General features: G+C 51.8%; 19 protein-coding genes and 1 pseudogene. 13 read left to right on the top strand and 7 right to left on the bottom strand.

The annotated features are described in order from the left end of the window. Positions 1-380: 380 nt before the first annotated feature. Together AR333_RS17630 and AR333_RS17625 are read left to right on the top strand one after the other, a co-directional pair. Positions 381-1,757, top strand: coding sequence for a peptide MFS transporter (locus tag AR333_RS17630; RefSeq protein WP_068776680.1), 1,377 nt, complete (start codon positions 381-383; stop codon positions 1,755-1,757). 65 nt (positions 1,758-1,822) lie between these two features. Beyond that, positions 1,823-2,446, top strand: a complete 624-nt coding sequence (locus AR333_RS17625) for a DUF3298 and DUF4163 domain-containing protein (RefSeq protein ID WP_068776679.1) — start codon at positions 1,823-1,825, stop codon at positions 2,444-2,446. Positions 2,447-2,628: 182 nt separating this feature from the next. On the opposite strand, the gene AR333_RS17620 is transcribed toward AR333_RS17625, so the two are convergent. Together AR333_RS17620 and AR333_RS17615 are read right to left on the bottom strand one after the other, a co-directional pair. Further along, positions 2,629-3,159 carry a PadR family transcriptional regulator gene (locus AR333_RS17620; protein ID WP_068776678.1) on the bottom strand — a complete coding sequence of 177 codons (531 nt, stop codon included), beginning with the start codon at positions 3,157-3,159 and terminating at the stop codon, positions 2,629-2,631. Between the two features lie 79 nt (positions 3,160-3,238). Continuing rightward, positions 3,239-4,402 (bottom strand): YhgE/Pip domain-containing protein, encoded by a 1,164-nt coding sequence (locus AR333_RS17615; RefSeq protein ID WP_068776677.1) that lies wholly within the window; start codon positions 4,400-4,402, stop codon positions 3,239-3,241. A gap of 297 nt (positions 4,403-4,699) precedes the next feature. Here AR333_RS17615 and AR333_RS17610 point away from each other — a divergent pair, with 297 nt between their 5' ends. The 3 genes from AR333_RS17610 (at position 4,700) to AR333_RS17600 (ending at position 8,230) form a co-directional block, all read left to right on the top strand. Continuing rightward, complete coding sequence (locus AR333_RS17610; protein WP_068776676.1) at positions 4,700-6,037, top strand: condensation domain-containing protein; 1,338 nt, start codon at positions 4,700-4,702, stop codon at positions 6,035-6,037. A gap of 383 nt (positions 6,038-6,420) precedes the next feature. Beyond that, positions 6,421-6,777: a group 1 truncated hemoglobin gene (locus AR333_RS17605; RefSeq protein WP_068776675.1), complete on the top strand. Its 357-nt coding sequence runs from the start codon at positions 6,421-6,423 to the stop codon at positions 6,775-6,777. 136 nt (positions 6,778-6,913) lie between these two features. Continuing rightward, positions 6,914-8,230: a deoxyguanosinetriphosphate triphosphohydrolase family protein gene (locus AR333_RS17600; protein WP_068776674.1), complete on the top strand. Its 1,317-nt coding sequence runs from the start codon at positions 6,914-6,916 to the stop codon at positions 8,228-8,230. 151 nt (positions 8,231-8,381) lie between these two features. Here the strand turns inward: AR333_RS17600 and AR333_RS17595 are convergent, their stop codons facing one another. Continuing rightward, entirely contained in the window at positions 8,382-9,407 is a 1,026-nt protein-coding gene (locus AR333_RS17595) for an EAL domain-containing protein (protein WP_068776673.1), read from the bottom strand. Positions 9,408-9,897: 490 nt separating this feature from the next. Between AR333_RS17595 and AR333_RS17590 the strand changes: the two genes are divergently transcribed. Beyond that, positions 9,898-11,253, top strand: coding sequence for a dicarboxylate/amino acid:cation symporter (locus AR333_RS17590; protein ID WP_068776672.1), 1,356 nt, complete (start codon positions 9,898-9,900; stop codon positions 11,251-11,253). 225 nt (positions 11,254-11,478) lie between these two features. After that, positions 11,479-13,623: a YhgE/Pip domain-containing protein gene (locus tag AR333_RS17585; RefSeq protein ID WP_068776671.1), complete on the top strand. Its 2,145-nt coding sequence runs from the start codon at positions 11,479-11,481 to the stop codon at positions 13,621-13,623. Between the two features lie 93 nt (positions 13,624-13,716). Here the strand turns inward: AR333_RS17585 and AR333_RS17580 are convergent. After that, a pseudogene (locus AR333_RS17580) lies at positions 13,717-14,343 on the bottom strand (FMN-dependent NADH-azoreductase); the annotation flags it as partial. A 132-nt stretch (positions 14,344-14,475) separates the two neighbouring features. On the opposite strand from AR333_RS17580, the gene AR333_RS17575 reads away from it, so the two are divergent. The 6 genes from AR333_RS17575 (at position 14,476) to AR333_RS17555 (ending at position 20,664) form a co-directional block, all read left to right on the top strand. After that, complete coding sequence (locus AR333_RS17575; protein WP_068776669.1) at positions 14,476-14,847, top strand: helix-turn-helix domain-containing protein; 372 nt, start codon at positions 14,476-14,478, stop codon at positions 14,845-14,847. Between the two features lie 259 nt (positions 14,848-15,106). After that, positions 15,107-15,559, top strand: a complete 453-nt coding sequence (locus tag AR333_RS17570) for a MarR family winged helix-turn-helix transcriptional regulator (RefSeq protein WP_367584686.1) — start codon at positions 15,107-15,109, stop codon at positions 15,557-15,559. Between the two features lie 32 nt (positions 15,560-15,591). After that, positions 15,592-17,331 carry an ABC transporter ATP-binding protein gene (locus tag AR333_RS17565; protein WP_068776668.1) on the top strand — a complete coding sequence of 580 codons (1,740 nt, stop codon included), beginning with the start codon at positions 15,592-15,594 and terminating at the stop codon, positions 17,329-17,331. Between the two features lie 43 nt (positions 17,332-17,374). Next, positions 17,375-19,321, top strand: a complete 1,947-nt coding sequence (locus tag AR333_RS17560) for an ABC transporter ATP-binding protein (protein ID WP_253735901.1) — start codon at positions 17,375-17,377, stop codon at positions 19,319-19,321. Between the two features lie 12 nt (positions 19,322-19,333). Next, positions 19,334-19,489 carry a hypothetical protein gene (locus AR333_RS24735; protein ID WP_156430947.1) on the top strand — a complete coding sequence of 52 codons (156 nt, stop codon included), beginning with the start codon at positions 19,334-19,336 and terminating at the stop codon, positions 19,487-19,489. A 620-nt stretch (positions 19,490-20,109) separates the two neighbouring features. Beyond that, on the top strand, positions 20,110-20,664 hold the full coding sequence (locus AR333_RS17555) for a chorismate pyruvate-lyase family protein (protein ID WP_068776666.1): 555 nt from the start codon (positions 20,110-20,112) through the stop codon (positions 20,662-20,664). A 97-nt stretch (positions 20,665-20,761) separates the two neighbouring features. On the opposite strand, the gene AR333_RS17550 is transcribed toward AR333_RS17555, so the two are convergent. From AR333_RS17550 to AR333_RS17540, 3 genes are all read right to left on the bottom strand, one after another. Further along, positions 20,762-23,950 carry an MMPL family transporter gene (locus AR333_RS17550; protein WP_068776665.1) on the bottom strand — a complete coding sequence of 1,063 codons (3,189 nt, stop codon included), beginning with the start codon at positions 23,948-23,950 and terminating at the stop codon, positions 20,762-20,764. After that, the gene (locus AR333_RS17545; protein WP_068776664.1) at positions 23,947-24,411 is read right to left on the bottom strand and encodes a MarR family winged helix-turn-helix transcriptional regulator; all 465 of its coding nucleotides are present in this window, start codon (positions 24,409-24,411) and stop codon (positions 23,947-23,949) included. The genes AR333_RS17550 and AR333_RS17545 overlap by 4 nt, the downstream gene beginning before the upstream one ends. 224 nt (positions 24,412-24,635) lie before the next feature. Next, the gene (locus tag AR333_RS17540; RefSeq protein WP_253735900.1) at positions 24,636-26,273 is read right to left on the bottom strand and encodes a glycerol-3-phosphate dehydrogenase/oxidase; all 1,638 of its coding nucleotides are present in this window, start codon (positions 26,271-26,273) and stop codon (positions 24,636-24,638) included. Positions 26,274-26,410 lie beyond the last annotated feature (137 nt).

The raw sequence follows: 26,410 nt of genomic DNA, 5'->3' as shown, positions 1-26,410 counted from the left end.
TTATAATCTTAAAGGGGTTAGGTGTTCGGCCAATGACCGATATAGAATGGATGCTGGACAAAACCTCGTCCATTTCTCTTGCCCGCCAAATCGAACAATTCGTGCAAGGAAGATCAAGCAGACGGAATGGACGGTTGGAAGCACAATTCCTATGCGTTTGCTTCACTGGATGAATTGAATAAAGGGCTGCGTAATACTTACTTCACACATCCGGGAAATGACTAAATAGGGCACAGACTATTTGGATAATAATTGAATTCGAACATGCAATTGACTGATTAAAAACGTGCATAAAGGGGTTAAACTATCGAGTGGCAACTTTGCTCATTTCTACGTCAGAAGTTGTCTGCAAGAATAGAGATTCTAAGGGGGGCAGCAGGATGGAAACTACACATAAGGCAGCAGAACAAACTAAAAAACATCCTCCGGGTTTGTATTTGCTTTTTCTGACCGAAATGTGGGAACGCTTCAGCTACTATGGCATGCGTGCCCTGCTGGTACTTTATTTAACGGCTTCATTGGTCAGCGGAGGGCTCGGATTCGAGGAGCAGACCGCTTATATGGTTTACGGCATCTATACGGGCGCTTGTTATTTCACCCCTACTATAGGCGGCTATCTATCCGACCGCTTCCTCGGGAGACGTGTGGCCATTACGATCGGCGGTATAATTATGGCGATCGGTAACTTCTTGCTCTTTGCGGAGCAGAGCCAGTGGGGATTGTATACGGGTCTGGCTCTGCTTATTATCGGAAACGGCTTCTTTAAGCCGAATATTTCGACGCTGGTGGGAGAGTTGTACAGCGAGAATGACAAAAGGCGGGATTCCGCTTTTACAATTTTTTATATGGGGATTAACCTGGGGGCGCTCTTTGCTCCGCTTCTTACCGGATATCTGGCGGAAGACCTCTTTAAGACCACGATAGACGGAACAATTCACTACGGCTATCGCTACGGTTTCCTTGCCGCCTCTCTGGGCATGGTGTTGGGACAAGTGATTTTCACCTTGTTCAGCCCCCGCTACCTCGGGAATATCGGCAAAGATCCTGTCGGAAAAGCGGCTTCGGCCGACGGCAGCGGCCAGACGTCCGATACCCCGCTCACTCCTCTGGAGAAGCGGCGTACGGCCGTAATCGTGATTCTGGCCAGTTTCGTCGTCTTTTTCTGGGCCGGTTTCGAACAAGCCGGCAGCTCGCTGACGATTTATACGAACCGGTTTGTGGACCGTGAAGTATTCGGAATGGAAATTCCGACCTCCTGGTTCCAGTCCGTCAACCCGTTCTTCATTATTCTGCTGGCTCCGCTAGTGTCTATGCTGTGGACCAGACTGGCGCGTTCCAAACGCGGCGATCTGAGCGTGCCTGTCAAGATGGCGATCGGAATGATTATGCTCGGACTCGGCTATATGGTTCTCCTCACTGCCGTCTCTCAGACGGGTGAAGATCCCGAATCCGTGCAGCGACGGGCAAATCTGCTGTTCATCGTCTTCACCTACTTGTTTCACACACTTGGAGAATTGTTCTTATCCCCGGTGGGACTATCCATGGTCAGCCGTATTGCACCGGCCAAGCTTGCTTCGCTTCTTATGGGTGTCTGGCTCGCCAGCACAGGAGTAGCGAATATTCTGGGAGGACAGCTGGCGTCCTTCACAAAAACACTCGGGTATTTCGAAGTGTTTGCTCTCATCGGAACCATGGCAATTGTACTCGGTAGTTTCCTTCTCGTGTTCAGCCGCAAGATTACGAGGCTCATGGATTAGTCTTCTAAATTCCATCCGGCTGCAATAGGCTGTAGCAATACGGCAACCGGAAAGGAAGAAGACTAATGGCTCTTTTCGAGCTTCCCGTGCACATACAGAGCGAATCCGTGTCCTCTCCCGGCGTTACGATTTACTATCCCCGCGTAACCGGACTTAAGCCGGTACGCGTACAGAACCAGATCAACCAGAAGATCACCGAGATAGTGACGTCGCTGGCTCAGGAACAAAAGAAATACCAGACCGGTACATTCAAGGAAATGATCGGTCACTACGAGCTGAAAAACAATCAGAGAGGACTGCTCAGCTTCATAGCGAGCAACTACGCCTATTCCTCTCCGATGGCTCACGGTTACACCGTGGCGGATTCCCTGTCACTGGATGTGACCACCGGCAAGGTGTACAGCCTCGCCGACTTATTTAAGCCCGGAAGCGACTACGTTGAGGTCTTGTCTAAGCACGTAGCTGAACAGATCAGGCAAAGGCAAATCCCCCTGCTTGATAAATTCGATGCGATCTGGCCCGATCAGTCTTACTATCTGGCGGACAAATCGCTCGTGCTGTACTTTCGGTTGTACGATATTACTCCCTATTATGTCGGTTTCCCGATGTTCCCTATCTCGGTCTACGACCTGCAAAACATCGCATTACCAGGCGGACCGCTCGAGAAACTGGCAGCGGATTTAGCCTAAGTCATCGGACAGACCCCCGGAGGGCGTACAGACATAACAAAAAGGCAGTCTGAATTCACATTCAGCCTGCCTTTTTGTCTGCTTGTTCTCACCAGATGGAGAACTGTCCTGCCTCGCGCAAATCGGCGCTGCAGCGCTATCCTTACGGTTATATTCCCGAACTGCGGTCCGCCCGCCCCGTCCTACTGCCTCTCATTCTTCACATGTACAAGCAGCTTCTCCAACCAGTCCAGCTCAAGCTTGATCCGGCTGAGCGTGTGGTCCTGAATCAGATGAATGATCGGAGGCGATTCGTCCCGGATGGTTAGCCAGATCTCGTGATGATGCTGAATTTTCCCCTGCAGCTTCTCAATGCCTTCTTCAATAAGAAAGGCCAGCTTGTTCGGGTCTGCATGTTTAATGAACAGGGCTGCCGAATACAAGGATTCAACATCGGTAAAATTTTTAAACTTCGTATAAATTTCCTGCTCCAGCGCTTGGCGCCCTGCATCTGTAATGCCATACGTGGTTTTCTGCGGCCGGTTCTCGTCCCGCGTAACCTCGATTTTCTCAATGTACCCTTTTTTCAGCAGCACATCAAAATTGTAGTACAAGGTTCCATCGTTAATCTTCTGGATTTCGTCGATATTTTTCCGTTTAAACATTTTTTTGATGTCATACGGATGATGGTTGCCTGCGCATAGGACTCCCAGAATAAACACTTGAAGTGACACTTAAAGTCCCTCCTGTAGAAGCATATCGAGAGAGCCGGTCAGAACACGGACTCCCTACCCTAGTGTACATCAAAATGCCTCAGGAAGCAGTATCCGTAACGACTGCGGGTTTGCGAAGAGCTTTGGAGTTCTTCAACGTATAAACACCGGTTCCAACCAACAGCGAAATAACGGCCATGAGTGCGAGTCCCAGCAAATGGACACCCGCCTGTCCCCCTCCGAACAGAATGCTGAAGCTGGTCTGGACACTGTAGAACATCACGGATACATAACTCAGTGCTTTGAAAAGCCCCGGCATCATATCCTGCGTCATTACGGCACCGCTGCTGATCGTTTGCATAAGCAAAAGCGTGATGTTGACGAAAATCGCTTTGTCGCCGAGCAGCAAGCAGAAAATCGACATAAACTCAATAGCGGCAAACATTTCTAACGCTTGAAGCATCCAAGCTTTCATAAATATTTCCCCGCCGAAGCCGCCCTGCACCAGGAAATAAATCGTTAATCCGACTACCGGAGCTACCAGCGACACCAGGGCATTGATGCCCTGTGCCGACCAGAACGCCTGCCAAGTACCGAGTTCCTTCCTGCGCGCAAGAGTCGCCCCGACTACCAGCATGGAGAAAATCATCGCACCTACATAACTGACCATCGATAAGAAGAAAGGAGCCATCTGGTTATGCATGCCCGCGGGCACTTCGTTGCTGTTGATTACATTGGCAGCCAGCTTGGCCGGAACCTGCTCCGAGAGCTGTTTGGCCTGTTCATCAGGTACGTTCATTCCCTGTAAAATTCCCTGCACACCTTGGACAGCGAACTGTTGGTTAAGGCTTCCCGTAATTTGCGAAACCACCTGCTGCATGGTGCTTGTCACCATCGCGGGATTGGACTGGTTAATCAGGAAATCCATCTTAACCTGCTCTCCCTGCTTCGACAGCTGCTCCGTGAAATCAGACGGGATGTGGACGATCATATGGGTCTTGCGGTTATTCAGCTCTTCTTTGGCCTCAGCAAGAGAGGAATCACTAGTTATTTGAAATGGAAGCTGCTTCTGCAGCTGTTCTGCAATGTCTTTGCCGGCCTTTGTATCTTCATTAACAATCGAAACGGACAATTGATCTATATTTTTGGGTACCGCGCTGTATCCATACATAAACACGCTAATGAACACAATTTGGTAGAACAGCGCCATAACAATACCGCCGATCACGCTCTTATCTTTTAACAGGGTAACAAAACTTTTCATATACGGTCCACCTCTATACAAATTTTATAATACAATTTAATTACTCTAAACAAAGTAATCTGATTAGAAATATTACTCTCATTCAGATCCTCTTGTCAACTCTTTCTCATGAACTTGTATTGTGTTTCCTATTACTGCCAGAGGAACAGATTCTAACGATTTATTTCCCTGATTGCTCACATACAAACAAATCAGTAATTTGTTTGATTTTATTTGACTTATTACCAAACTTTTTAATACAATGTTTGATATATAGTAGATTTAATTTATTTTTGTTTATAAAAAGGAGATGTCTTTGTGTCGCTTACCCTTAATGATTGTGACAGGAGTTCTTTACCTTCACGTTACCCCGTAACACCGTCCGACCTATTTAATTACATAGCGAGCTATCACGTTTCGGAGCAGCAGATCGGATACATCCTTCACTTTAGGCAACGGATCGATCCGCATATTCTGGAAGAAGCGATGAAAATCACTGTTCAATTGGAGCCTGTTCTCGGCTGCCGGTTCGTTGAAGATCCGCACCAGCCCTATTGGCAGGTCCGTGATGATGACGAAGATTTGCAGCTTTGTACAATTCTGGAGCTTGCAGCCGGTGAAAGCAGCCGGTCAGCCGTCTGTGCTTATTTCACCGAAACGTTTGACCGCCGGCAGAGCCCCCTCGTCCAAGCCCGGCTCATCCGCGGCGAGGAAGATACGCTGTGCGTGAAGATTTTCCACGCCTGTTCGGACGGTGCCGGCCTGAAAGCATACATCGCCCTGCTCGCGGAAGTTTATTCCGGCCTTGCCGCAGAACAGTCCGGCACTGAACAGCGGCTGGTAGAAGCACGCGGCAAATGCCGTGATCACGGGCCGCTCTTCAGCGCACTCGGCATCCGGGACATCCATGCGGCTTTCGATCCCGGGCAGATGAAACAAGCCGCCTGGATGTTTCCTTCGCAGCCCGGAGAGCCCGTCCGCCCTCGTGTAGCCATACGCCAACTCGAGGGCGAGCGGCTGGAGCGCATCTGCGCCTATGCCAAGGGGCACGGGGCCACGGTCAACGACCTGCTGTCCGCAGCACTGTTCCGCGGACTGCTGCGGACGGCCGACTATGACCGCAGCCTCCCGCAGACGGCAAGCGTCACCGTTGATCTGCGCCGGTTCGTTCCCTCCGGGACAATGGCTGCGGTCAGCAATCTGTCCGGAATGGGCTACCTGACGCTGGAACATTGCGAATCAGAGCCATTCGCGGATACACTGCTGCGTGTTTCGAGCCAGCTCACGCAGTGGAAGCAGAACCTGCCGGGTATTCAGACCGCGATCTCCATGGAGTTGATAGCCCAGGCCGGGTACGAAGGAGCTCTGCAGTGGCTCCGCGAGCAGGCCCTGCAGGGAGCAACCTCGGGCAGAGCGATTCCCGGCCTCACTAATTTCGGCAGACTCTCCGCTTCTGCGGTCTCCTTCGGATCGGCGGAAGCCTACCGGGCCTATATGCTCTCGCCTGTCCAATACGCGCCTAACTTTGCGCTCGGAGCCAGCACATACCGGGATGTTCTCACTCTGACCATCGGATACTATGAATCCGCTACAAGCACCCGGACGGTGGAGAGCTTTCTCGACGATCTTACAGAAGAACTTGCCGCGCTTCGTTAATCCTCCGAGTGCCTGCGGATTTACAGGCTTCAGGGCTTCTCCCCTTTCGTGATTTCACGTAAGAAGGAGAAGCTTTTTGTGTTTGAAATCGTTTGTGCGAACTTTTTGTGCGAACTTTTTGTGCGAAGATAGGCAGAAATTCAGATTTTCTATTCAAAAAATACTTGTTCGGTTTCTAGGGTCGGGTTGCGGGTTAATTTGTGAGGATGAACATGTGCAAAGTTACGGACCGGAACACACAATTACTGCCGGAATAGTCCGCTTGTGTCTGTTTCAAGACTGGATGATGGGAAATTTGCATTTTTTTGCAGACCGCAGATCATGAGGAGTAAGATTAAGAATAGTCCATACTATAAAACAACCGAAATAAGGGGGAATTTATTATGAAAGATTCTTTGTACCATAAGCTTGGAGGCAAGGAAGCGATTGCGCAGGTCGTGGAGGATTTCTATAAAAGGGTATTGGCAGATGAAACGGTGAATTCATATTTCTTGCACACGGATATGGACAAGCAACGGCGCCATCAGACCGCGTTTATTTCCTATGCGCTGGGGGGAGCTGTTTATAGCGGAAGATCTATGGCGGAAGCCCACAAAGGAATGAACCTGCAGCCGCAGCATTTTGACGCAATTGTAACTCATTTGAAAGCGTCCTTGAAACATTTGGGGGTCGGTCAAGAGGATATCGAACAGGTCGTAAGTACCGTTGCGACGCTCCAAGACGATATTCTATACAAGTAAGAAGAAGCCAAGAACAATTAGGGGTTATTTGCTGCTGTTCTGGGCAATATCCCCTTTTCGTGTCAAAAAAGAATGTGCTACAATTTGGGGAACGTATCATGTCAGATTACGTTACATATAAAGAGGGGGTCATGATATGGATTTGCGAAAATACCGGCTGGACGAACCTGTACTCGGCACGTTCAGTGAAGAGAGGGATGAATATGAGCGGGACTATGCCCGGCTCATCCAGTCTCCTGTGTTCCGCAGGCTCCAGGGCAAATCACAAGTATTCGGCGCAGGAACTGGCGATTACTACCGGACTCGTCTCACCCACTCGCTGGAAGTATCGCAAATCGCCCGGGAAGTCGCGCGGCGGATGCGTAAACAGTACGCGTTCTGCTCTTCGGGCGAACATCCCGGGCTGATCGTAGACCCCGCGGTTGTAGAGTGCGCATCTTTGGCGCATGACCTGGGCCATCCGCCCTTTGGACACAAGGGCGAGGAAGTGCTGGACCGCCTGCTGGCGGAGGAGCACGGCTTCGCCTACGAAGGGAATGCGCAGAACTTCCGCATTCTCACATTCCTGGAGAAGCGGGCAGGCAGCGACAGCGGTCTGGACTTGACGGCGGCTGTTCTGCTGGCGATCAACAAATACCCGTTCAGTCTGGATGAGCCGGGCCGGCTCAAGGGTGTGTACGGGATGGAATGGCAGGGCATAGCGCAGCTCCGGCATATGTGGAACATGCCTGCGGGGTGCTCTACGCTGGAAGCCCAGCTCATGGATTTGTGTGATGATATCGCGTACTCTACGCATGATATCGAAGACGGAATCCGCGCAGGTAAAATCCAAATGAACCGTTCCTTCTTCGAGGACGACCGGCTTGTCGGACATCTGGTTCAGGAAATTGTAAACGATCAGGGGAATCTGGAGGTTGGCTGGGAGCAGGTGGACATTCCGGCTATGGTCAAGCGGGTGCTTGCCTCTTACCTGGAACAGTGGGAAGTGATCTACGCCCAGTGTGACCGTGAGCCTTCACGGACGCGCAGAGAGATGAAGGCCCGCTGGGTCAGCACTTTCGCAGGGAAAGTCGGGGTTATCGACGATCAGGATAAGGGCTGGAAGCGGGTCACTTTCGTACAGGATGGACGGCAGGATCTGGATCTGCTGAGGACAATGGAAATCATCAAGAAGCTCGCTTGGGTGACACTGATCCAAGATTTCCGGGTTCAGCGCCTGCAGAAACGCAGCGAGATTATCATCCGCCGTTTGTGGGACAGCTTCAAGATTCAAGATCAGGGCAGCCTGATCATTCCGCCGGACTGGATAGAGAATTATGAGCGCCACCGCAGCGTATGGCCATGGCCCCGCCTCGTTGCCGACTATATCTCCGGCATGACGGATGCCTACGCGGAGAAAGTCGCCGCAGAGCTCTACGCCAGCAAGAGCGGCACCATTTATGAGATGGACTAACCAGCTTCTCACTCTGCTTCGGGCAGTCCGTCAGCCCGGCAGTCAAGCAGGCGGGCGTATCAATAAAGCCTCGCTGATTCCTGACAGACTAGAGCTGCACCTCCAGTACCCTGCAGAAGCGGCGTTAAGAAGTGCAGAGCAGACCGCAGTATCAGGCACGCAGGGGCTCCGGCTCCGGTTTGCCGAAATAGTATCCCTGAAACCACTCATATCCGAGATCCCTTAAGCATTCCAGGTCATCCCGGTCTTCAATCCCTTCGGCAAGCGCGCGTGAATTCAGCTCCTGGGTCATCTGCACCACGGCTCTGGCGACACGCTGCTTGCCTTTATCTTTGGCGATTCCGCGGCTGAATTCGATAGCCAGCTTCACGACATCCGGTTCCAGTTCCGCCAGAACCTGCAGACTGTTGAAGCCCGTTCCTACATCGTCAAGCGCATAACGGAATCCGTGTGCTTTGTAGTATTCCAGAATACTGCGGAGGTGCTGTTTATTCTTTATCTCTTCGCTCTCCACAACTTCGAACACAATAGACTCCGGACGGATACCCGATCGTTTTACCATATCAACGGTAGATTGGAGGCAATGCTGCGGATTATAGATGGACGTCGGCAGGAAATTGATAAACACCAGTCCATCCCCTAAACCCGCGGCATTTTTAACCGCTTCCAATCTGCAGGCACGATCCAGCGCAAACAAGCGGTCCCTTGCCTTGGCGGCCTGGAACAACTGCACCGGAGGAATGATCTCTCCCGCTTGTGACGTTCCACGGGATAGAAGTTCATAGCCTATGATGGAACTGTTCTTTCCATTATAGGAAACGATCGGCTGGTAAAAGGTGCGGATAGACCGGTTACGTATAATATCGTCGATCCAGTGGGCGTCCCTTGCTTCTTTAAAGGACAGGATCGGTTTGAGTTTATCCAGACCGTTATACGGATCCTGTTTTGCAGTCTCCACAGCAAGAATGCCATTGGCTTGGAGATGTACCGCTATATAATCGAGCATCGCATTAAATAATGATTCGTGCATCCAGAATAATCGCGGATTAATTTTGCACCAATGATCTGGCGGATATTCCGGCAAATAGGCATCCAGAAACGCGGAAGATTCATTTTGACTGAAGTAGACCGTGTAACCGCGCTCCCCAACGAAGCAGTTTGAGCAAGTGATTGCCATGAACGTTCTCCTCAAGTCACAAATTGGATGGATACTCGTTTATATTACTGAACATTGGCTATAAATTACAAGCCATGTCAGCATATTTTTGTCCGGAATGAGCCATTCAGCCGTTGATTATAACGATCCGCCCGATCTGCCCCCGCTCCTTCTTACTTCCTCTACAAAATCCCCCTTTTCCTTCCATTAAATATTTCGAATCCGCTCATACTTATTCCAAATTAAGCATTTCTCAATCTCCTCCGGACGAAATATTCACAGAGTCCCGCAAACTCTTTGCAACACCGAATCAGAGAGTTTTATCCTGTTTTTATCCGGTTTATTTTTTCTTAAAATTTGGAAAAAAAAGTTATTTTCACTTCTTATCTTCTAAATCCTTATTTTCCAGCATACAACTATAATAAAATTTGTGCCTTGACACCTATCACTGCTGGTAGTACGATACATACATCATTTCCGACTATAAACATAGGCATTAAGGGGGATTACCATGAACAACAATTTGATTCAAGCCTTCCAGACGAACTGGGTCAGCTTAGTCATCTCTCTAGTCGTCATCGGCTTTCTTTATTTTCTCGGCAAAAAACGTGTCAGCTTCGGCTATCGCGTCCTGATCGGTCTCGGAATCGGTCTTGTCGTCGGTATTTTCCTGAATGCTTTCAAACTTGACGCCAAAAGCGTGTCAACTATAGGAAGCATTTATGTGAATCTGATTAAAATGATGGTTATTCCGCTTGTTGTGGTGCTCGTTATCAACAGCATCGCCGGAATTTCCAATCTGGGTCAGCTGCGCAAAATCGGGATCAAGACAATCTCCCTATTCCTGGCTACTACAGGTGTCGCAGCGCTGATCGGACTGCTTGTTGCTCTGGCTTTCAACCCGGGTTCCGGCATTGCCCAAAGCGTGCCCCAGAACTTCAAGCCCAAAGAGATTCCAACCTTCTCCCAGGTTATTCTGGATCTCGTACCTGCGAATCCTATTAATGAGATGGCGACCGGCAAAGTCGTTCCCGTTCTTATCTTCGCAATCTTTATCGCAGTAGCAATCGTGCATATCGGCTCCAAGAAGCCCGAAGTTGTACAACCGGTGAAACAGCTGATCGAATCGCTCGCAAGTGTCCTTCACCAGGTCATCAAGTATGTGATCCGCTTAACACCTTACGGCGTATATGCACTAATCGCCGCTATGGCAGCCCGGTACGGCGTTGAGACCTTAAAGCCGCTGATCATGCTGATTATTGCGACCTATACGGCACTCCTGCTCCACTTCGTTATCACATTCGGAGGCCTTGTAACTTTCGTAGCACGAGTCAATCCGCTCAAGTTCCTGCGTAAAGCTTATCCGACCATTGCGGTTGCCTTTACAACACGAAGCAGCTATGCAACGCTGCCGGTTAACCTTGAAGTTCTGACCAAGCGCATGCGTGTATCCCCACGTATCGCGAGCTTCGTGGCTCCGCTGGGCGCAACGATCAATATGAACGGCTGCGGCGGTGTGTGGCCGGCCATGGTAGCTATTTTCGTCGCTGGCGTATACAACATTCAGCTGGGCGTGTCCGACTACATTCTGATCGTCCTTGTCAGCATGATCTCTTCCGTAGGCGTAGCCGGTGTTCCCGGACCTGCCGCCATCTCGACTACTGTCGTGTTAACCGCACTCGGCCTTCCGCTGGAAGGACTTGGCCTGACGCTTGCCATCGACGCGATCGTCGATATGGGCCGTACAGCTGTCAATGCAACAGGCACAACCGTATCCACTCTTCTTGTAGCCGATTCCGAAGGCGAATTCGACCGCGCTTCGTTTGACCGCGACGAAGAAGATGAACTGGAACTGAACCCGGCTTAAGAAGCCGCTGATCTTGGCAGATACTGCTGCCCATTGTCAGCATTGTAATCATCTTTTCAATACAAAGCGTAGGGTCTATCTGGAACGAACAGATAGACCCTGCGCTTTTTCTGCATTTGCCGGCCGCCCCGGCGCCCCGCGCATCTGCGGATGCTGGGGTATGCCTGGCAGAGTGCCATGCCATACTAACAGGACATTCCTACCTGGACAGGAGAATTCTACGCCATGAACAAAATCGGGAGCATTTATAGCCGTGATATCCGGAATATCGTGACCAACTGGGCCGCGGCTGTCGTCATACTGGGACTTGTTTTCCTTCCTTCGCTGTATGCCTGGTTCAATATTAAAGCCTCGTGGGACCCTTACGGACAGACAAGCGGGGTCCTCATTGCGGTCGCGAACAATGACCAGGCAGCCGATCTGCGCGGACAAGCAATTAATTTGGGTGAGGAAATTGTCGCTTCTCTGAAGAAGAACAACAAAATCGGCTGGACCTTCGTCGATCAAGAGGCTGCGCTCCGGGGAGTTGAGCACGGCGATTATTACGCCAGCCTCGTTATTCCAGCCGACTTCTCAGCCAAAATCGCCACTGTGCTGACGGATGACCCGCAAAAAGCGGAGATTTTGTACACCGTGAACGAGAAAATCAATGCAGTGGCGCCCAAAATCACTTCTAAAGGAGCTTCCAGTGTAATTGAAGAGGTGAGCGGCAATTTTGTCAAAGTGGCGAACGGAACAATCTTTCGGATTTTTAATGAGATCGGTATAGAGCTGGAAAATGAGCTGCCGACGATCGAGAAAGTAAGGACTCTTGTGTTCAAGCTTGAAACGATTTTCCCGGAATTGAATACAGCCTTAACCACAGCCCTCACCGATGTGAAGAAATCTAATGAGATTATTCGCAAAGCGCAGGACAACCTCCCCGTCGTATCCCGATTGGCCCAAGACGGCGAACAATTTACGAGCCGGCTCGGGGATTACCTCAGTAGAAGCTCTGAGGCGGTCAAAGCCGCGGCTCCGGATATCAAGCAGGATCTGGTCCTGCTCCGGCATACCGCCGCATCAGCGGAAGAGCTGACGGGGATTCTGCAGGATGCCGCGGCTGACCCTGCCCTCGTTAAGTCGGCCTTGGACCGGACTGCGGGGAGGTTAGCATCTGCTGTCGGGGCAGCAGACCGGATGACCGATTTGTTCGGGCAGCTCAACAGCTCCGGCGGATCACAGGTGCTCACTGCCGTCACAGGGAAGCTCCAACAAACGAAGAACCGCTTTCAGCAGATGCTGAGTGCAGTCAACCAAATAACAGCAGAGCTCAATAAAGGAGAGCAGCCTGCCAAGGAGCTCGTTGATAACCTCAGCCGGTTGTCGAAGGAGGCTGACAGCCTTCTCGGGGATATTCTCCAGCAGTATGACGGCCAGATTCAGCCGCAGATCCTGCAAGCGTTGGAAAAAGCCAACACCGCGGCCCAGAATGCCCATAACGTGCTGGCCGAAGCGAATAAGAGCATCCCGGATCTGACGAAGATCCTGCAGGACGCCGCCAAGGGCCTGACACTCGGAGATCAGGAGCTGCATGCGATCCAGAGCCAGCTGCCGGAGGTGGAAGCCAAGGTCAAAGGACTGGCTGAACGCATCCGTTCTTTTGAGAAGGAGGGCAACCTGGCTGAAATTATTGATCTGCTCAAAAACAATTTCGAGAAAGAAAGCGAATTTTTCGCAGAGCCTGTGTTGTTAAAAGAAAACAAACTGTTCCCTATCCCCAACTACGGCTCCGCTATGTCGCCTTTCTTCACGACCTTATCGCTATGGGTCGGAGCTCTGCTGCTCGTCTCCCTGCTTACCGTGGACGTCCATGAGCCGGGTTACCGCAGCTATCAGGTGTTCTTTGGCCGCTACCTGACATTCCTTACGCTAGCAATCCTGCAGTCGCTTATGGTGACATTGGGGGACGTTTATATTCTAGGCGCCTATGTGGCGGATAAACTAGGGTTCGTCAGCTTCGGGGTGCTGCTCAGCGCCGTCTTTATGCTCATCGTCTATACCCTTGTGTCCGTATTCGGTAACGTGGGCAAAGCGCTGGCAATTGTACTTCTCGTGCTCCAGCTGGCCGGATCAGGCGGCACCTTCCCGATCCAGGTTACACCGCCTTTTTTCCAAGCGATTCATCCCTACCTCCCTTTCACCTATGCGATCGATTTGATGCGCGAAGCCGTCGGCGGCATTCTATGGGATAAAGTATATTCCGATTTATTCATGATGGCCGTCTATGTGGGGATTACACTTTTAATCGGTCTGGCTTTGAAGAAAACCATCAACACGGCCAGCAGTAACCTTGTCAAGAAGGCAAAGGACAGTAAGCTGATCCATTAAATAACCGGCTGAAAAAACACAAAAAACCGTCTCTCTCTTAAAAAAGAGGGACGGTTCTGTGGCAAGTATTACGAACAAACTGGAATCAAATTCTTAGAATTTGACAGCTGCTTGAACGGTTGCAGCCAAGCCCTGTTCAACGATTTCACCCGCACGGTCCGGGAACTGGTTATGGGATTCGATGATGACTTCCTCAGGGTTGATTCCCCACAAAGCCAAATTTGCCTTCACATAACGGATTGCGGATTCAAAGGAGCTCATCGGCTCTGTAGAATAAACACCGCCGCGGGCGCTTAGCAGAACCACTTTCTTGTCGCCTGCAAGACCGACCGGGCCTTCAGCTGTGTATTTGAACGTTTTGCCCGCTTGCGCCAGGTAGGACAAATACGTGATCACCGGTGCCGGTGCTGTATAATTCCATAGCGGGAATGCCAGCATAACTTTATCCGCTGCCAGGAATTGATCCAAGTAGGAATTCACAGTGTCCGCCATTTGCTGCTCTTCGGCAGTCAGGTCAAAACCCTGATTGATTTTGTACAAAGCCGTGATGGCCGTATTGCCGAAGTACGGAAGGTTCGCTTCGAACAGATCCAGTTCAGTAATCTCATCGTTCGGATTCTGCTCTCTATATGCCTTTACAAAGGCTTCGTACATTTGAACACTGACAGCTTGTTCAGCCGGACGGTCGTTAGCTTTGATAAATAGAACTTGTGACATGGTAATCCTCCATAATGTTGGGATAGGTTTTAGAAAATACTCTAATTGTGTTAGTATGACATAAAGGTGCAATAGAAGGAAGTAGACACATTAAAGTATCCTAGTATCTTAAAAGTAACCTAAGGGGGAATTCCAATGTCATCCGATGCAGAATCCTGCCAGGTTCAGCCGGCGCTGGAGATTATCGTAGGCAAATGGAAGTGTAAAATTCTGCTCCATCTGCTCTTTAACGGGACGAACCGGTTCAGCGAACTCCAGCATGCCCTGCCTGGTATAACCAAAAAAATGCTGACCACCCAGCTTCGCGAACTGGAAAGCCAGGATATCGTGCAGCGTGTCGTCTACCCGATTGTTCCGCCCAAAGTCGAGTATTCCCTGACCCCTTACGGCAGAACACTTGAACCTGTTTTGAAAATGATGCATGAATGGGGTTCCACCCATGTAGAACACATGCGGATCAAACAGCAAGAAATTGAATCTTACACATTGACTGCAAGCGAGGGATAATATAAGGGGTAGGTAAGTAGAAAGGAACGGAATCTACTGTTTAGATTCGTAACGAGTTCAGGCAGGTACCACACCGAGTATCTGAATCTCCCCACTGATACAAAAGCAGTGAATACTCGAACCACATTCGCTGTGACAAAGCCAGCCGCGGAAATCCCCGGGCTGGCTTTTCTGCTGTCTTGCACAACTTCCCGTTGACTGCCGGCCGCGCCGGTTTTACAATAATCATTAGCCGACTAACTAAATAAGGAGGGCTGCTATGTCTATGAATATCCATGAATCCGATTCTATGATGCAGATTATGTCCCGGGTGATCAAGCTTCACCGCAGACATTTACATAATCAGCTTCAGGACTATGAAGTCTTTCCAGGCCAGCCTCCTCTGCTGATCCGCCTGGACGAGAAAGACGGACAGAGCCAGAATGAATTAGCCGGACAGATGCGCGTTAAGCCTGCAACTCTTACCGTCATGATCAGCCGCATGGAGAAGACAGGCCTTGTGGAGCGCAGAGCAGACAGTAAAGATTTGCGGATCTCAAGGGTGTATCTGACGTCCAAAGGCCACCAGGCTACCGAAGCCGTCAAAAAAACACTCGCCAAGATCGAGAACGTCAGCCTGGAAAAATTCACACTGGAAGAAAGACTGCTATTCCGGCGTTTTTTGCTGCACGTATATGATAATTTAAACGAATTAGATGAAAGCCTAGACTAGATAGCCGACTAACTAAATGGTGGTGAACCGCTCTGTTTAAACTCAGCCGTTATATCAGGCCTTACTGGAAGGCCGCACTTCTGGCGCCGCTCCTTATGCTGCTTGAAGTCTATATGGATCTGCTGCAGCCCAAACTGATGGCCGATATCGTCAATAACGGGGTAGCATCCGGGGATCTTGCCTATATTCAGCGCACCGGACTCCTCATGCTCGGCGTGGCCTTGATCGGGCTGATCGGCGGAGCAGGCTGCACGATTTTCTCCAGCATGGCCTCGCAAAGCTTCGGTACCGATCTGCGGGCAGACCTGTTCCACAAGACGCAGACATTTTCCTTCCGTAACCTGGACCGGTTTAAAGCCGGCTCCCTCATTACCCGTCTGACAGGTGATGTCGTCCAGGTCCAGACCCTTGTACAGATGACCTTGCGCGTGCTCGTACGCGCCCCTTTCCTGGCGATTGGCGGCGTTATTATGGCCTTCATCATCAGTCCCAGGCTGGCACTTATTCTCGCCGCATCTGTTCCGGTCCTGTTCCTGGTCTTATTCGTCCTGATCCGGCTGTCCCAGCCCCTGTTCGTACAAGTGCAGCAGCGGCTTGATGGTGTAAATACCGTTCTCCAAGAGAATCTGAGCGGGATTCGTGTCGTCAAAGCCTTCGTCCGTGCCTCTTTCGAGAAGAGCCGCTTCGGCAGGGCTAACCGCGACTACACCGAAATCGCGCTAAAAGCGGCCCGGACCCTTGCCATCAACATGCCGGTCATGACGTTCATTATGAATGTGATTCTGATCGCGGTCCTCTGGTACGGGGGTGCCGAGAATTGGAACGGCAGCCTCCCGGTAGGCGATTTGATCGCTTTTCTCAATTATGTGACACAAGTGCTTACTTCGCTGCTTTCCGTCGGCATGATGATGATGTTCGTCTCGCGAGCCAGAGCATCCGCCGACCGGATTAATGAAGTGTTCGAAGCCGAACCGGAAATTACGGACAAGGAGGACGCTTCAGTGGACGCAATTCAGTCGGGAGAAGTCGTGTTCGACCGCGTCTCCTTCGCATACGGCGAGGACCGCAGCGAGCTGGCTCTCCGGAATGTCAGCTTTATCGCCCGGCCCGGGCAGAAGCTGGCCATTCTGGGAGCCACGGGATCGGGCAAGTCCTCGCTCGTCCATCTGATTCCCCGCCTGTATGACCCTACCGAGGGACGGGTTCTCATCGACGGCACAGACGTCAAGGGCATAGCGCTGGAGCACCTGCGCAGCCGCACCGGCATTGTGCTGCAGCAGGCCATCCTGTTCAGCGGGACAATCCGCGAGAACATCCGTTACGGCAGGCCGGATGCCTCGCAGGAGGAGATGGAATCAGCCGCCCGGGCTGCTGAGATTCACGACTTCATTGCGAGCCTTCCGGACGGCTACGACACGCTGCTCGGCCAGCGGGGCGTCAACCTGTCGGGCGGCCAGAAGCAGCGCATCTCCATCGCGCGCGCCCTGCTTGTACGCCCGGCGATTCTCATTCTCGACGACAGCACAAGTGCCGTCGATCTGGCAACGGAAGCGCGCATCCAGAAGGCGCTTAAAGAGCAGATGAGCCGCAGCACCTGCCTGCTCATCGCGCAGCGCATCTCGTCGGTTATCGATGCGGACAACATTATCGTGCTCGAAGACGGACGCATTGCGGCTCAAGGCACCCATGCCGAGCTGATGCGCTCCAGCACCGTTTACCGGGATATCTACAAATCCCAGCAGGGAAAGGAGGAAGTTATTCATGGCGGATGAAACTAACCGCAGCCGCTCCGAATCCGGCAGTTCGGCAGACGCTATGGGGGGCGGACCCGGGCGCGGCTCCGCTCACGGCGGCTCCCGTGTGCTGCCCAAAGTCCGCCCCAAGAATACGGGTGCGACACTCAGCCGGCTGAGCCGGTATCTGGGCCGCCAGCGTAAAGGTCTGATTACCGTTATCATTCTAACGGTGCTAAGTGCCGGTGCGGGCTTAATCGCCCCTTATCTGCTCGGCAGAGCCATAGACGCCTACATCATTCCCCGGGATTACCCCGGACTTCTCCGGCTCTGCTTCCTGCTGCTGGGCCTCTATGTGTTCAGCAGCGCCATGCTGTGGTTCCAGGCCTATGTGATGGCCGGAGTCACGCAGCGTACCGTAGGAAGCCTCCGGCAAGACCTGTTCACCCATCTTCAGAAGCTGCCGCTTAAGTTTTTTGACAACAGAACGCATGGAGAGCTTATGAGCCGGACGACGAACGATATCGAGAATGTATCCAATACTCTGAACCAGAGCCTGATTCAGCTGATGACCAGCGTGGTTACCATTATCGGCTCTCTGGCCTTCATGCTGGCGATGAATGTATGGCTGACCCTTGTCAGCCTGGCTTCTATTCCGCTCATTATTTTCCTCACGGGACAAATTTCCAAGCGGACGCGGAGCCATTTTAAAAGCCAACAGAAGAATTTAGGAGAACTGAACGGCTTTATCGAAGAAATCATATCCGGCCAAAAAGTCGTTAAAGTGCTCCGACGGGAAGAACAGGCGGCTGCCCAGTTTAATACTATCAATGCAGCGCTTCGCAAAGCGGGTACTCAAGCCCAGATTTATTCGGGCATGGTCGGTCCGTTCAATAACGTCGTGAACAACTTCAGCTTCGCACTCATCGCGGCTATAGGGGGCTGGATGGTTATCAACGGCTGGACGACGCTTGGAATCATTGTCAGCTTCCTCAACTATTCCAGGCAATTTACACGTCCCATCAACGAATTGGCGAATCAATACAACCTGATCCAATCCGGAATTGCGGGAGCTGAAAGAGTCTTTGAGGTGCTGGATGAAAAGACGGAATATACGAGCGGTGAAAGCGGAGCAGATACGTACACTGGAACGGTCTCAAGGGAATTAACGGGAAGGGATTCGAAGCCGATTACAGAGTCTGCTGACGGCCGGTCCGCGGCACTTACCACAGGGATGGGTGAGGTGCAGAACGGAAAAGCACCGACTGGTACGGCCGCTCCGTTACAGCCGCTGGCGGGCAAAGTCGAGTTCAAGAACGTTTCCTTCTCCTATCACAAGGAATCACCTATTCTCTCTGATGTGACCTTTACGGCAAATCCCGGAGATACCATCGCATTAGTGGGACCGACCGGAGCAGGCAAAACCACGATTGTCAATCTGCTCACCCGGTTCTACGACATTGACCAGGGCAGTATTACTATCGACGATGAGGATATCCGCCATCTGGATAAAAGCTTCCTGCGCAGCCAGCTGGGCATCGTCCTCCAGGACGCCTACCTCTTCTCCGACACGCTGCGCGAGAATATCCGGTACGGACGGCTCGATGCCACCGACGAAGAGGTAGAAGCTGCCGCCAGGCTGGCTAACGCGGACAGCTTCATCCGCAAGCTGCCGCAGGGATACGACTCGGTTCTCTCTGCCGAGGGAAGCAACCTGAGCCATGGACAGCGGCAGCTTATCACGATCGCGAGGGCTATTCTCGCCGATCCGGCTATCCTCATCCTGGATGAGGCCACAAGCAGCGTAGATACCCGCACGGAGATGCACATCCAGGAAGCGATGGGCTTACTGATGACAGGACGGACCAGCTTCGTCATCGCCCACCGGCTCAGCACGATCCGCGATGCGGATCTGATTCTGGTGCTAAGCAGCGGGAGAATCATCGAGCGGGGCACTCACGAAGAGCTTCTGAACGCCCGGGGATTCTACTATGACCTCTATAGCAGCCAATTTCGTGAAGTCGTGTAAGATGCGCGAAAAATGTCCTTTATAGCTAAACTAGAGCCCCATAGACCGGACTCATTCGTACTTGCCTCTGCTCTACCCGCGGCCAAGACCTCAGAAGTTCTGCTCGTGCCGGACGAGCTTTTCTTTAACCGGATACAAGCAAGCGCAACCCCTCCGGTTGAACTGTGACCCGTAAGAAGAACACTTTGAACAAAAGTGACCCTCTTGCGGGTCATTTTTTGTTAATCCCGGTAATAATGAGGAGCGATGCGAAAAATTTCGCATTAAGCCCAAGCACATGTATAAAAGCACCAAATCCTGCAGCTAAGAGATGAGCCAGAATTCCTTTGCAGCTAGAAGCGAAACTTCGAATTATTCAATTCGTTCGGTCCCGCCGGAGTGTCCATGGTTCATCCCTCCTTTTTACCTGCATGCATAGATAAAATTATTATTTTCCAGGATAATATAATATTTTATTGTATAAACGGACCGCAACTATCAATCTCACACGAGTTAATAAATTCTTAAAAAGCTAGAGGGTACCCGCTCATTATCAACAGTCCTCTCTGGCAATACCCCGCGATAAATCATACAAACCACACCCGTATGAAGTCGGCGGAGGCCTCATATTCTAACCTTTTCAGCGCTCAATCTTACAAAAAATTTATGATAAACCTATGGGTGCCCTCTCCTCATTAGCTTCTCTGTTAATAAAAGTAAATATCGCTCCCTAGATACCTACTAATAATTTGAAAATTTAACTATTTTATATATAATCAATAGTAAGAAACAGATAGCAAAGGAGGGTCATGACAATCTACACGGACAATGAGCAGGAACAGAGCTTAATTACAGATCTTCTATTACATACGGACGGAACGACAACCCGCACAATTGAGATTATAGTCCGTAATCAGGTCAATATTCATGTCTATGAACATGACCGGGCAGCTCCGGAATGCATTCCGGAGGAAGTCCGGCAAGCTTTTCCGGATGGCAGGCAATTCATCAGACGCCTTTCAAGCTTAACTTTGTACGGCAGTGTGTTATCTTACAATATTGTATATGCGAACCTGCTGGCGCTCCCCGCCGATCTGGCCCGGCAGCTCGATAACCGGCAGTTTCCGCTCGGCAAACTGCTGGCGGACTATCCGACCCGGAGGGAAATAACGGAGACAGGAATCGAGCACAGAATTAACATGGAGGCATTTTCCGCGCATCCCCTGAGCGCTCCCACCTACCTTATGAAAAAATATAAAATTATGGGGGGAGATTCGTGCTGGTTTTACCTGATCGAATATTTTGACCGTGATGCGATTGTCCGCTCCGCTTCCCGCATTTCTTCCGCCTTTTTTCCAAGCTGACAACCGGATCTTACTTTCACGGATCAATAAGTCTGTCGAGAATTATTTAAAAAGCGCCTTTCCCCGACCGGGAAAGACGCTTCTTTAACTTACAAAACTAATGCATTCCGTGCGTGTGAGAATCCGAATGATCCCCTGTGCCGCTCTCGCGGTCACGACTGCTCATAAACGGCCAAAAGTTCGCAGGCCCGAACATACGGACCATTACCGGAATAAACAACGGCAGCATGATTAGCGCATACATGAACAGCCCGCACAAGACGATTGTAGCAATCTGCAGCAAGGACATAACACCTGACGGAAGCATGGCGGCGAACGTACCGCCGAGAATAAGAGCAGCGGACATAATAACCGTCCCCATGTTCTTCATCGCTTCCAGAATAGCCTGCTGCGGAGACAAATGCTTGTATTCTTTAAAACGGTCCATCAGGAAGATACTGTAGTCGATACCGAGCGCCATCAGCATCACGAAGCCAAAGAACGGCACGGCCCAGCTGATGCCCGAATAGCCTAGCATACGGACGAAAATCACTTCCGTAATCGCCATCGACGTGTAGAAGGTCAATAAAAGTGACAGGATCAGGTAGATCGGCATCACGATAGAGCGGAACAGCACGATCAGAATCAGCGCAATTCCGATGATCATCAGAATCGCCGTGCGGGAATAATCCGCTGCAGAGATATTACGCAAATCGTTGTTCATGCTCGTTACGCCATCTACCGCGTAAGTGGCATTCTCCAGGCCCGTGCCTTTGAGCGCCCGCTCCACTGCCGCGGTCAGCTGGGCGGATTGCTCCATCGTCTCGATCTCGTACGGATTGCCTTCGAACACGACGTCGAACTTGGCAATCTTGCGATCTTCCGACATGTAAGCATCCAGCGCAGACTGGAAGTCGGCATTCTGCAGCGCCTCATTCGGAATAAACCAGCCGCTAAGCTGCTTGTTCGGGGCCGACGCCAGCTCGTTCAAATAATCCTGAGCTGATTTCAAACCGCCCTCCACCTGTGAGAGGCCATCCGCGCTTTGCTGCAGCCCGCCTGTCAATTCGCCCAGCTGGCCATTGACCTGCGCGAAGCCCTGCTGGAGCTCCTTCTGCCCGGCGGACAGCTCGTCGAAGCCCTTCGTCATCGCGGGCAGCTTCGAGACGATCTGGCCTTGGCCATTAGCGGCCTGGTCGATGCCCGCCTGCAGCTTGGCGATGCCGTTCACGAGCTCGCCGAGCCCTTGAGCCAGCGCAGTCTGGCCGCCAGCGGCCTTCTCGAAGCCGGCGTTCGCCTGCTGAAGACCGCCCGCCGCACCCGCGAGCTGCTGATTCAGCTGCTTGAGGCCTTCGCCGAGCTGCACAGCCCCTGCCTGCAGCTGAGTCACAGTACCCTGAGTCTTCGCGTAGTCAGGGTCATTCTGCAGCTCCGGATATTTCTGCGCGAGGCCGCTGAGTCCCTGACCTACGCCCTCCAGCCCTTGAGCGAGACCGGATGCCTGCGCGGCAACCTGCCCGTATCCCTTGGACAGGTCGCTCAGACCGCCGCCGATCTGCTTGTAGCTGCCGAGCAGCTCGCTTGCTGCAGCCGCCAGCTGATCGGCGCTTGCCTTGGCCTGCGCGAGACCCGAGCGCAGTTCACCCGCTCCGGCGGAACCGCTGCGCAGTCCCTGCTCGAGCTGCTTCAGCCCGTCGCCGAGCTGGACGACGCCCGCCTTGAGGGCATCCGTGCCCTCGACAAGCTTGCCGGCGCCGCTGGCGGCTTCATTCAGCTTCGGCGCATTGGCGCTGAGCGCGCTGCTTGCCTCGGCGAGGCCTTTGCCGATCTCGCCAAGACCGCTGCCGCTCTTGCCGATTCCGTCCTCCAGCTGCTGCGCCTGCTTCGTGACCTGCAGGTCATCCAGCGCATCGCCGGTTGGACGGGTCACGCTTCGTACGCTTTTGACGCCGTCGACCTTGGCAAGCTCCCGCGTTACCTGCTCGGCTGCTGCCAGTCCGTCCGCATTGTCGAGCGGCTTGTCGGTCTTCACCACGACCGTTGATGGGAGAGAATCCCCTGGTCCGAAGCTGTCGGAGATTATATTGAACGCTTTGACGGAATCGTATTTGTCTCCGACTTCATCAAGCGAATTGAAAGATGTGGTTCCTTTATACGCCACCAGGAACGGCACGATAATAACCGCCAGAATGGCCAGCGCCCAGAGCGGACGCTTCAGCGAGAAGTTACCTACCGCGCCCCACAATCGGCTTGGTTTGTGCTCCAGTGAGCCCTTGGCAGGCCAGAAAATCGCCTTGCCTAGCACTGCCATAAAGAATGGCACGAGAGTGTTGAGCGCCACCAGCATGACCGCAACGCCTACGGCAACCGCCACCGCGGAGCGGTAGAGAACAAACGTAGATAAGCCGATGGAAGCGAACCCGACCAGTACGGCAAGACCGGAGAAAAATACCGTTTTACCCGCTGTTTTATACGTAGCGACAATCGCTTCTGTCGTATCGCCTTGGTGATGTGCCAATTCTTCCTTAAACCGGCTGATCAGCAGAATACAATAATCCGTTCCGATACCGAACAATACGGCGACAAGGAAAATTTGAGTGAAGTTCGATAGCGGGAAACCCGCGTATTCCACAAGAAATGCTACAACAGATTGTGAGGCCAGATAGCTGAATCCGACCGTCAGCAGCGGAATGAAAGGAGCTACTGCCGAGCGGAATACCACAAACAAAATACCAAGGATAAAAAATACGGTAATAAATTCTGTCTTCTTGAGCCCTTCTTGGGAGCTCGCCATAACATCCTCTTGAATGAGCCAGTTGCCGGTGTAATAGTGCTCTACCTTAATGTCAGAGACCTCTTTGTACAGCGCCTCGCTGATCTCTTTAGGCTCCCGGTCATTCGGGGTTGTGTTCACCAGAACAAGAACTGTTTTCCCGTCCTTGGACACCATTTGCTTTTCCAGCTCTTTGTTATCAAAATGCGTATTCACCGTAGTGACGCCCGCCGAATCCTTGGCGTTCTTAAGCTTCTCCGTCCCCCGCTTAATCTCAGCCAGCTCGGCGTCCGTCAGTTTATTCTCGCTATGAAACACGAGCACAGAAGATTCTTCCCCCGCCACTTCCTTTGTGCCCTTCTTCATTTCTTCAATCAGTTTGGAGGCAGTAGTAGAAGAGTACCCATCCGGTACGGTAATCTGCCCTTTCTCACGTACCAGGTTCTCCATGTTCGGTGCGGTGAGGAACAACCCTGCCGCCACGGCAATCCAAAGCACCAGCACCAGCCACTTAAATTTCAATACGGTTCTCATTTCTTCTCTATATCCCCCTCATCCGGCTGAACCAATACTTGAGCCAGCTTCTCGAATGTCTCTACAAAGGCTATGGCTTCGTGTTCCTCAAAATGCTGAATGACAGTCCCCAGCATCTCTTTGATTTTGTCATGCATCGCATCAACAGCTGCCCCGCCTTTATCGGTCAGAGACAGATACGTGACGCGGCGGTCTTTATCGTCCGGCTGCCTGGTGATGAGCTGCTTATCGAATAAGCGCGTAATTATTGCGGTAATCGAGCTTTTACCGACGCAAAAAATACTCGCAAGCTCGGAGGAGGTACTTCTGTCATGGCCTTGCAGATACTTCAGCGTACCATATTGCTCCAGCGTCAATCCCTCCGGCATCCCGTCCTTGATCATGGCATTGATCCGGCGGTTCACGGTAAAAGAGGCGTTCTCATACCGGACAATAACATCGGCTAATATTTTCTCGTCCATAACTTCTCCTTCCTGTCTTTCTGTCAGATGCATACGGTTATACAGATTGTTCGACAATCATATAGTTCTACTATAGAATTATTCAACAGAAGAACTATAGCAAATATTACCTGCCCAGTCAACTGACGAGCTTCACCTCTATAGCTCTTCGTTGCCCGGCCGACAAATAAAGGCTCTTCCCACTCAATCGGGAAGAGCCTCTCGCATTTGTGTGTATCCTTTTCTTAGCGGACGCCTGCCGGAACCTTCTCGTCAATCGGCACGACAGCATCGTGAAGATCGCGTTCCAGTTCTTGCGTGTAGGCTTGGCGCTTGTCTTCAGACCATTTGAAACGTGCAGCCATGTAGGTGATAACCGCTTCTTTCCATGTTCTGACCCAATCGATGTTGAAGAATACTGCGCCCGTACGGCGTACGAAGAAGTCAGATGGCTTCAATGTCATTTCCTGCTCAATGGAATATACGAGAGAGGCAAACAGGGAAACCGGCATTTTGTTAGCTTCCGCTTCTGCTTTACGGCTCTTGATCAGCTTATATATAGCATCAATGTTAGAGCCATAACGGTGTGTAAGTACCTTGGCCTCATCAGTCGACAGGCCCAGCTTCTTGCCTTCGGCTACTTTGGACTCCAGGAAAGCCGGGAAACGCGCGGATCCGCCTACATCCCCGCCGGAGATTGTCATGGTCTTGGTCTGGCAGCCGGATACGTTGACGCCGCCATCCGCTTGAAGCTGAGATACTACCAGATTCACAACCGTCTCCGCCATTTTACGGTAGCCTGTCAATTTACCGCCTGCGATAGAGATAAATCCGGTGTTGGAGACGAAAATTTCGTCTTTTCTCGAAATCTCGGAAGGATCTTTACCTTCCTGGTGGATAAGAGGACGCAAGCCGGCCCAGCTTGATTCCACGTCTTGCTCCGTCAGCTTGAGGCTAGGGAACATTTCGTTCGCCGCACGGACAATGTAAGTGCGATCCTCCGACGTCATGACCGGACGGGCGATGTCTTCCTTGTAGTTCGTGTCCGTCGTACCGATGTAGGTTTTGCCGTCTCTCGGAATCGCGAATACCATCCGTCCGTCCGGTGTATCGAAGTAAATCGCTTGGCGCAGCGGGAAACGCGAGCTGTCGAACACAAGGTGGACACCTTTGGTCAGACGGAGAGTTTTCCCTTGCTTGGAGCCGTCCTTCTCACGAAGCGTATCGACCCAAGGGCCGGCAGCGTTGACGATTCTCTTCGCGCGGATCTGGTGCGTCTCGCCTGTCAGCTGGTCCACGACTTGTACGCCGACGATCCGACCATTGTCATAGACGAGGCTTTCAACCTTCGCGTGGTTAACCGCATGAACGCCGAAGGAGATGGCTTTCTTCATGACTTCAATCGTCAGGCGAGCATCGTCGGTGCGGTATTCTACATAGTAGCCGCCGCCTTTAAGATTCTTCTCTTTGAGAAGCGGCTCTTTCGCCAGGGTTTCCGCAGGGCTGAACATCGTGCGGCGCTCGCTTTTCTTAACGCCTGCCAGAAAATCATAGACGCGCAGGCCGATCGAGGTGGAGAACGAACCGAAGGTTCCTCCCTGATAGAACGGCAGCAGCATCCATTCCGGTGTTGTTACGTGAGGACCGTTCTCATAGACGATCGCCCGCTCTTTACCAACCTCTGCCACAACCTTGAACTCCAATTGTTTCAAATAACGCAGTCCGCCATGGACCAGCTTTGTAGAACGGCTTGATGTTCCCTGTGCGAAATCCTGCATATCGACTAGCGCTGTCTTCAGGCCGCGGGATTGCGCATCCAGTGCAATACCTGCTCCGGTAATCCCTCCGCCGATCACGAGCAGATCGTAGACCGGATCCTCCATTCTATATAACAGTTCTTTTCTTGTATCCCCCGAAAATGTCGTTTCCATGTTGTGCTCCCCTCTGAGATAGCAAAAAAACCACAAACACGCCGGTCGCGCCCAAATAGGACGTAACGGCTGTTGTGGTTTCTCCTGAT

Origin of the sequence: Paenibacillus sp. FJAT-26967, from assembly GCF_001541095.1 — a bacterium.
Classification (GTDB): domain Bacteria; phylum Bacillota; class Bacilli; order Paenibacillales; family NBRC-103111; genus Paenibacillus_F.
The sequence above is the reverse complement of the archived record's forward strand: the minus strand, read 5'-3'. Positions and strand labels throughout refer to the sequence as shown.

Bases quoted from the DNA above. Each gene is read 5' to 3' on its own strand.
- AR333_RS17630 (WP_068776680.1), top strand. From the start codon at position 381: ATGGAAACTACACATAAGGCAGCAGAACAAACTAAAAAACATCCTCCG.
- AR333_RS17625 (WP_068776679.1), top strand. From the start codon at position 1,823: ATGGCTCTTTTCGAGCTTCCCGTGCACATACAGAGCGAATCCGTGTCC.
- AR333_RS17615 (WP_068776677.1), bottom strand. From the start codon at position 4,402: ATGAAAAGTTTTGTTACCCTGTTAAAAGATAAGAGCGTGATCGGCGGT.
- AR333_RS17605 (WP_068776675.1), top strand. From the start codon at position 6,421: ATGAAAGATTCTTTGTACCATAAGCTTGGAGGCAAGGAAGCGATTGCG.
- AR333_RS17600 (WP_068776674.1), top strand. From the start codon at position 6,914: ATGGATTTGCGAAAATACCGGCTGGACGAACCTGTACTCGGCACGTTC.
- AR333_RS17595 (WP_068776673.1), bottom strand. From the start codon at position 9,407: ATGGCAATCACTTGCTCAAACTGCTTCGTTGGGGAGCGCGGTTACACG.
- AR333_RS17590 (WP_068776672.1), top strand. From the start codon at position 9,898: ATGAACAACAATTTGATTCAAGCCTTCCAGACGAACTGGGTCAGCTTA.
- AR333_RS17585 (WP_068776671.1), top strand. From the start codon at position 11,479: ATGAACAAAATCGGGAGCATTTATAGCCGTGATATCCGGAATATCGTG.
- AR333_RS17575 (WP_068776669.1), top strand. From the start codon at position 14,476: ATGTCATCCGATGCAGAATCCTGCCAGGTTCAGCCGGCGCTGGAGATT.
- AR333_RS17570 (WP_367584686.1), top strand. From the start codon at position 15,107: ATGTCTATGAATATCCATGAATCCGATTCTATGATGCAGATTATGTCC.
- AR333_RS17560 (WP_253735901.1), top strand. From the start codon at position 17,375: ATGGGGGGCGGACCCGGGCGCGGCTCCGCTCACGGCGGCTCCCGTGTG.
- AR333_RS24735 (WP_156430947.1), top strand. From the start codon at position 19,334: ATGTCCTTTATAGCTAAACTAGAGCCCCATAGACCGGACTCATTCGTA.
- AR333_RS17555 (WP_068776666.1), top strand. From the start codon at position 20,110: ATGACAATCTACACGGACAATGAGCAGGAACAGAGCTTAATTACAGAT.
- AR333_RS17550 (WP_068776665.1), bottom strand. From the start codon at position 23,950: ATGAGAACCGTATTGAAATTTAAGTGGCTGGTGCTGGTGCTTTGGATT.
- AR333_RS17545 (WP_068776664.1), bottom strand. From the start codon at position 24,411: ATGGACGAGAAAATATTAGCCGATGTTATTGTCCGGTATGAGAACGCC.
- AR333_RS17540 (WP_253735900.1), bottom strand. From the start codon at position 26,273: ATGGAGGATCCGGTCTACGATCTGCTCGTGATCGGCGGAGGGATTACC.